The sequence below is a fragment of the Pedobacter terrae genome (genome assembly GCF_900100705.1).
Classification (GTDB): Bacteria; Bacteroidota; Bacteroidia; order Sphingobacteriales; family Sphingobacteriaceae; genus Pedobacter; species Pedobacter terrae.
On sequence record NZ_FNCH01000010.1, the window covers coordinates 203287 to 210913 of the forward strand.

Here is a 7627-nt window from a genome sequence, read left to right on the forward strand (position 1 = left end):
CCCGGATCCCTTTAACGTCTAATTAAAAGTAAATGCAATTTAAGAAAATTTTACTCTTAGGCGTGTGCTGCACAGGAATATTTGCAGCTCATGCCAGTTCTGGTACTTCGCTGACAGGAAGTTATTCAAATCTTACAGATAGTCTTGCTCAAACCCGCAATGATGAACAAACGGGTGTAGTGAGAGGAAGAGTCACCACTGCCGATGGTAGCGTGGCTGCTAATGTAAGCGTAGTCCTGAAAGGCACCCGCTATGGCTCTGTAACCGACGAAGATGGCTTTTACCAGATCAGGCGTGTGCCGGTTGGTGATTATACACTGGTGGTTTCGGCGATTGGGCTTTTTCCAAAAGAAAAGCAGATACAGGTTTCAGCACGTGCTACTGTGATTGCTGATTTTTCTCTGAAAGAAAACCGTTCGGAGCTAGACGAGGTGCAGATCAGCACGAATAAGAAAAGATATAAAGTGGATAAAGTATCTCCTTCATTACGTTTACAATCTCCTCTAATCGAAGTACCGCAGAATATCCAGGTGGTAACCAGTAAGATACTGGCAGACCAGCAGGTATTTGATATTGTTGATGGGGTAACCAGAAATGTGAGCGGTACCTTACGCGTAGGCCATTGGGATGCCCAATATGCCAATATATTTATGCGTGGCACCAGTATTCCGGCCTTCCGGAATGGTATGAATCAAAAAATGCCCTGGGGACCATTAGCTGACGATGCAGCTACTATAGACCGCATTGAATTTGTAAAAGGTCCCTCTGGTTTTATGATGGCCAACGGCGAACCCGGCGGCATTTATAATGTGGTAACCAAAAAACCTACCGGTCAAAACCGTAGTTCGGTAAGTGTAGTGGGTGGAGGTTATAACCTGGGCCGCGTAGCTGCTGATCTGGATGGTAAATTAAGCCGCGATGGCCGGTTACTGTTCCGCTTAAACGTAGCCGCACAAACCAAAGATAGTTACAACAAATACAATTACACCGATAAATACATTATTGCTCCCGTAATTAGTTACCAGGTGGATAGCAATACACTGATTACTGCTGAATATACTACGCAGCATGTGGAAGCACAGGCACTGGGTTCGTACGGTTTTTCGCCGAAAGGATTTGGCGATACAGACCCGAGTTTCTTTCTTGGCGATCCGGCGCTCGACCCTGCAAAGCTTTATGACCACAATGCCACGGTTTATGTGAGCCACCGTTTAAATAATGACTGGAAAATTAATGCCCAGGCAGCTTACCTTCGCTATGGTCTAGATGGTGGTACCCCGTGGCCGTCGAAAATAGCACCAAATGGCGATATGCGCCGCTACCTGAATATCAGTGAAGAACTGGCTATTAATAAAAATATCCAGGTAAGCCTGATGGGCGACCTGACTACGGGAGCTGTTGTACACCGCATTTTAGGTGGTTTGGATATGGGTAACCTGAAAACCTGGGGCGACTTTTCCAGCAAACAGGAGCCCGATCTGCAATTGGCAAACAATGCTACCTTTAATATTTATAACCCGGTTTATGGTATTCCTTTTGACAAGATTCCTGTCTTCGATCGTTCGCGCAGCATTCAGAACCGTTCGGGATCAAATGTGTATGCCACTAACCTGACCTATACCGGTGCCTACCTGCAAGATGAGCTTCGCATGCTGGATGGACGGGTTCGTTTAACCTTAGCTGGCCGTTTTACACATGCCGTAACCGTGGGTAAAACAAACCTGACGCAGCTTTCTGATAATGTTTTAAGCCCAAGGGCCGGTTTAAGCGTAACCCTGGCGAAAGATTTTAGTGCCTACACGCTATACGACCAAAGCTTTCTGCCTGTTGCCGGCCAGGATTATGCCGGAAACCCATTCAAGCCAATCCGTGGCAATAATATCGAACTGGGCCTTAAAAAAGATTTCTTTGACGGTAAATGGAACGTAACCGCTGCTGCCTTCCGCATTAAGAAGAAAAATGTATTAACTGCCGACCTGGATCCGGCACACCTGGCGATGAACCCAAATGCCCAGATCCAATTGGGCGGTATCATCTCCAAAGGTATTGAACTGGATATCAATGGGGAAATTATCACTGGACTAAACGTTGTGTTAAATTATGCGCTAACTGATGCGAAGGTAAGTGAAGATGCTAAACCAGAACTGGTAGGCAGGCATACCCCTAACTCGGCTAAACACATCACCAACGGCTGGTTATCCTACCGCTACCAGAAACAAGGATCTTTATTGAATGGTTTCGGATTGAGTGCCGGGTATCAGATCCAATTGGGCCGTTATGCCGGATCTACTACTGTTCCATTAATGCTACCAGCTTATTATCGTTTTGATGCAGGCGTTTCCTATGAAAAAGGTAAAATAACCATTGCTGCGCTGGTGAATAACCTGTTGGACCGCAGGCTGCTTACACAGGGATCATATACCAAGCTGGCCACTGAAACGGCAACATCCGTTTCGTACTATACTTATATCTATGAGGTTCCGCGCAACGCAAGATTGAGTATTACCTACCGGTTTAAATAATCATCTCCGATCAATAAAACAGGCACTATGACCAAGACGCGAAATCAAGGAAAGAAGAAGCAAAAAGATCCGCTTTTTAAGCGCATAAACAATTGGCTGCACTTGTGGCTGGGTTTAATATCTGGCATTATTGTACTCATCGTATGCCTCACTGGTTGTATATGGGTATTTAATGAAGAAATTACCGGGCTACTGGAGCCAGATACGAAAGTAGCCTGGCAGGATAAGCCTGTAGTTAAACCCTCTGATTTGATGCAGATTGCGGCAAAGCTTCACCCGGAGAAAGTACCATCTTATGCCAATTACCAGCAAGGCAGGGCCATTAACTTAAACTTACGGGCTGCCAATGCCGGTCCGAAGGATCGCCGTACAGGTAATACCATCCTGAAAGTGAACCCTTATACAGGCGAAGTAATTAGTACCGAAGTGCATCAGCCTGGTGAATCAGACTTCTTCAGGTTTATTTTAAACGGACACCGTTTTCTTTGGATGCCTCCTCAAATAGGCCGCGCAATTGTTAACTATGGTACCCTGATTTTTGTTGTTTTGCTGATTACCGGGCTGATCTGGTGGTATCCTAAAAAATGGAATCAATCCACACGTAATAAAAGTTTTAAGATCAAATGGGGTGCATCTTTTAAACGGTTAAATCTCGACCTGCACAACGTAATGGGCTTTTACGCTTTATTATTCTTGCTGGCCATAGCCCTTACCGGAATGGTATATGGTATTAAATGGTATAGTGAAGGTATATATTGGGTTACATCAGGTGGCGATAAGCTGGCAGAATACAAACGCCTGGATTCAGACTCCACACTAAAAGGAAAAGGCTACGAGCCGGAAAAAGCGATGGACATGGCCTGGAACCGGGTAATCACGCGCCACCCTAAATCAATGGGTTTTTATTATAGTTTTGCCGATACTGCAGATGCCAAGGCCGCGATCAACATCACGGTTTATCCAAATAAAGGACAGTTTTATAACAGCCAGGGCTACACGTTTGACCAGCACACCCTGAAAGAACTAAAGCGACATGATGCTTATTCAATAACCTATGCGCAAGCCTCTTTTGGAGAGAAACTACGGAAGATGAATTACGATATCCACGTAGGCAGTATTTTAGGGTTCCCTGGCAAAGTGCTGGCCTTTCTGGCCTCACTTATTGGCGCCAGTTTACCGATTACCGGATTCCTGGTTTGGTATGGCCGGAAGTTTAAGAAAAAGAAACCGGGGAAAATTTTAGCAAAACAGCCTGCCAATAGCTCTCCGGAACCTGCGGAACAATTACTGGTTAAAATATAAAGAAGAAACCCCGGTTGTAAAAAGCCGGGGTTTTGCTTTTTAAACGCAAAAAAAGATACAAGTAAATACATCACTGTATTTACTTGTAAACTTATTGCTATTGAGAGATTTCTCTGCTATGACCTGGTCATCAAAAAGCCTTTTATTTTCAAGGTTTTTTGCCAGTAATGCTGCGTATTCGAACTATTTATGGACTAGTTGATAGAAATTGTTTTCTTTCAAAAATTTTGAAACATCGAAATACTCATTGAATAAGAAATTTATCAAACAGAACAACTGTCTCCCTTAAATAACTTTTCATTAGGCCTAAATGTATTATTGCAGCAATTACAATAATTTATTTCTCAATTAATTTAAAAACCATTTCAATAGCTTCATCTCCACTGTTAATATTTCTTTTCAATTTTCTTATAAACACATTTTCATTGTGAGAATAGTTTATTTTTTTATTTGGAGGAATCCCTATGCTTTCGTAACAAGTTCCATTAATATCTTGGTAAACTTCATTAGAGAGGTTTATTGTCCAACCATTAGGCATTTTTTTTTCTAGGATATCAGAAAATATGCCTTCAGTATCTGACCCTATACGAGTAATGTTCTTAACTGCCACTGAGCCAAGTGCTAGTACTTCAGGGGCACTAGCAGTTTGGTGGCTTATGAGCAAAAAAACAGGTTTACTATATGTTGTGTCGACTGGTAAAATAGAAAATAACTGCGGTTCAGTATACCCGGTTAATATCTTGGCTTTTTTAGAATATATTTTAGTCTCTTCAGTAATAAGATGCCTTAGAATTTCTAATGACACCAGATCATACCCCCCCGAATTGAAACGCAGGTCTATAATTACAGCATCTGTTCCCTGTAATTTTCTGACGATTTCCTCCATTAGCCGGCTAATTCCTCTTTTTTCATCTTCAAAATGGTTAGGATTGCCTGCGGATGCGTTCAGGTAATCGAATAAATAATCATAGCCTGACAAACCGCCAGGATTTTTGTATTTGTCAGAAAAAAACAGCATATTATTTATCTGTATATACCCGACATTATTTTCAGTAATTCCGTAGTTTAACAGACCGTTGCCCTTAATACTTTCTCCATATCTTATTGGGTTTTTAACATAACGTTCTAAAATTTTGTCTTCTAAAACAGCAGTTTTCTTGCTCGTTCTGTAATGAGGAACCAAGCCATTTTTTTTAGGTATAATCAAGGTAGTATGCCCATCATTTAACTGTTTGATTATATTTTTTAAAATATGACGCAGTTGATTTTTATTTTTGATCCTTTTGCCTCCATAGTTTTCTTTAATGCTTAGCCAGTCTATTTTCCGCTCTTTAAAAAATGGATAATTTTCATCCATCATGTTCCAGAAAACGTCAAAATTATAATTCGAATCCTCAGATTTCAGCAAATTATGTTCAAAGCTGTTTGGTAATTTGCCTATTTTATCTAGCGTGTAGGTTTTAATACCCTCAGTAATCGTAAGTAAATTTTGATCTACCCTCTTAATAGTGCCCATCTGCAAAATACTATCTCTTTTCAATCGAGAATTTAGGGTACAGGAGATAGCAGTTGTGTCATAACTGCTTACTAAAGCATCATCAATAGCTATAATTTTTCCATATCCTCTCATTTTCCAGACGCCTTTTAGTGCATCTTCAGCTACTGTTTGAGCAACTAGGCTTTTGGCTGAAAATAAGGTTAAGAAATAAAAAAGAATCTTTATCGTTTTAATCATTTTATATGAATTATGAACTCCCAATAACAGTTCGAGGCTTTGCATTCGCAGAGGAAATCGAAGCAAAAAAAATGGTTTTTAGTACTAAGGTTTATTTGATAACCTAGTGTTGAGTGTTTCACTTCAACCCGCTTGACGCCACACTTTTGGCAGTAGTGCTTTATTTTATCGTTTTTTCTTTAAGTTTCGTTTTCCAAGTCTCGTTCCATTCATTTTTTAAGATGCTCAGAATTACCGCATCTATCCTGTTCCCGTTTTGGTCAAAACTTCGGCTTCTTAAAATCCCTTCTTCTGTGCACCCAACTCCTTTCATTGCGTTTATGCTTCTTTGATTTTTGCTGTTTGCCCCAAGTCCAATTCGTTCAACCCCTAACTTGTCAAATGCAAAGTCGAACATTAAATATTTGCAATTTTTGTTAATTCCTGTCCCCTGGTATTTTTTCCCATACCAAGTATAGCCGACTTCAATGGTCTTCATTCCTAAGTCTATATTGTAAAACCTGGTACTTCCGGCATATTCATTGGTTTTTTTGTCGAAAATAATGAACGGATATTGTCTTTCGCTTTGTCTTTGGTTTATGGCATTATCGATATATTTCAACAGATTCTCTTCACCGTTGGCACCACCGATATTAAATTCCCAAATTTCGGGCTCATTTATTGAGAATTTTAAAAGATGTTTAAAATCACCCCTTTCCAAAGGTCTTAGAAAAATCGTTTCGTCTTGTAAAATATAGTCCGTTTTATAATTAAAATTTACTTCGTTCATTTATAATTTATCTTATTTCACGTCAATAGATGTATAGGTTATAGGCAGATTAGCTGCTAGATCTCGGACGATTCTACTTATGTCAACATTTTAGGCAGTAATTATAACAGAAACAAAAAACATCAAAAACAACATTTTAAATTAAGTTTTGACCAAGAATTTAGACATAGATTTGGATTTATTAGATTTTTACACCATATCAAATATAAAAAAGATAGATCATACCAATTTCCCTTAAAGTGTTAAAACATGTTAAAGACAAAAAGGCACAAGTTTATATAAGATCCATCACGACGCAAAAAGTAATCGACTACTTCGAGAAACAAGGAGAAGAACTTACAGAAGAAGCCGCTGAAGAAACTTTAGATTTTATGTATTTCCTAAGCGGGCATATTGTAAAGAGACTTAAATCCATTTTAAGAAAAAAAGAAATAATTAGAAGTAGGCTAAAAAGATATTTTTATTTCAGAAAAAATTGGCTAGTAGGCAACTCAATGACGGTGCTCGAACCTCAAAATCAATGTTCCTCGACTAAAAAGGACATTTTTAAACATGTATCCATTTTTACATCAAAACATCGAACCACTTTTTAATGGATCAACACCAAAAGTTGTGGAGTAGGATTAAAACATATAGCTTTGTTTTTTTTTACTATTTTCATTTTACATGCCTTCTACCGTAGCCTCCTTACTCAATTTATTCTTACCGGATTTTATATTATCGAATTTTACCATTACCGGTGTTGTAGAAGATCCTGACACCTTTCATATCCATCTTGAGGAAATCAACAATCTCCAGTCCGAGCTTACCTCTGTCAAAGTGCATTCAAAGGGTTTCTTTCCTGAAATTACCGTTCAGGATTTCCCTATACGTGGCCATAATGTTTTTTATCATATCAAGCGGCGCAGGTGGATTGATACCCAGAGCAATGAGGTGATTTACCGGAACTGGACTTTGGTAGAAAAAGGAACGCGGATGACAGGGGAATTCGCGGCTTTTTTAAAAGAAATCAGTCGATACAGCCCCGAATGATATCTATACGGTCAGTAAGTTTTATGGCGTGGATGGAAGAAAACTTCTGCGGCATTACCGTGACTATTTGAGCGAATTCAAATCCTGGGAGCAGAAAAGCCATGCAGATAAATGGCTGCTGTATCCAGAGAACCTCGGCCGGCACCTTTCCATTGATGAAACAAGCCTGTCGCATGGCGAACTCTACACCATCATCGCCAATAAGGCCGCCAAGGGTAAAAAAGGGTCTATTGTGGCCATTGTTGCAGGTACCAAAGCTGAAGCGGT

The 7627-nt window shown here is 40.0% G+C and carries 5 protein-coding genes and 1 pseudogene; 4 read left to right on the plus strand and 2 right to left on the minus strand.

Features of this window, described 5'->3' with window-relative positions; translation table 11 throughout:
• Positions 1 to 32 precede the first annotated feature (32 nt).
• A complete protein-coding gene (locus tag BLR60_RS14295) occupies positions 33 to 2522 on the plus strand; it encodes a TonB-dependent receptor (RefSeq protein ID WP_090500974.1) in 2490 nt (829 codons plus the stop codon).
• A gap of 27 nt (positions 2523 to 2549) precedes the next feature.
• Positions 2550 to 3824 carry a PepSY-associated TM helix domain-containing protein gene (locus tag BLR60_RS14300; RefSeq protein WP_090500976.1) on the plus strand — a complete coding sequence of 425 codons (1275 nt, stop codon included), beginning with the start codon at positions 2550 to 2552 and terminating at the stop codon, positions 3822 to 3824.
• A gap of 337 nt (positions 3825 to 4161) precedes the next feature.
• On the opposite strand, the gene BLR60_RS14305 is transcribed toward BLR60_RS14300, so the two are convergent.
• Together BLR60_RS14305 and BLR60_RS14310 are read right to left on the minus strand one after the other, a co-directional pair.
• Entirely contained in the window at positions 4162 to 5559 is a 1398-nt protein-coding gene (locus BLR60_RS14305) for a S41 family peptidase (protein ID WP_167354742.1), read from the minus strand.
• Between the two features lie 160 nt (positions 5560 to 5719).
• Entirely contained in the window at positions 5720 to 6328 is a 609-nt protein-coding gene (locus BLR60_RS14310; RefSeq protein WP_090500980.1) for a GNAT family N-acetyltransferase, read from the minus strand.
• A gap of 666 nt (positions 6329 to 6994) precedes the next feature.
• Between BLR60_RS14310 and BLR60_RS14320 the strand changes: the two genes are divergently transcribed.
• Both BLR60_RS14320 and BLR60_RS14325 read left to right on the plus strand, forming a co-directional pair.
• Entirely contained in the window at positions 6995 to 7360 is a 366-nt protein-coding gene (locus BLR60_RS14320; RefSeq protein ID WP_090500984.1) for an ISAon1 family transposase N-terminal region protein, read from the plus strand.
• Between the two features lie 67 nt (positions 7361 to 7427).
• A pseudogene (locus BLR60_RS14325) lies at positions 7428 to 7627 on the plus strand (ISAon1 family transposase); the annotation flags it as partial.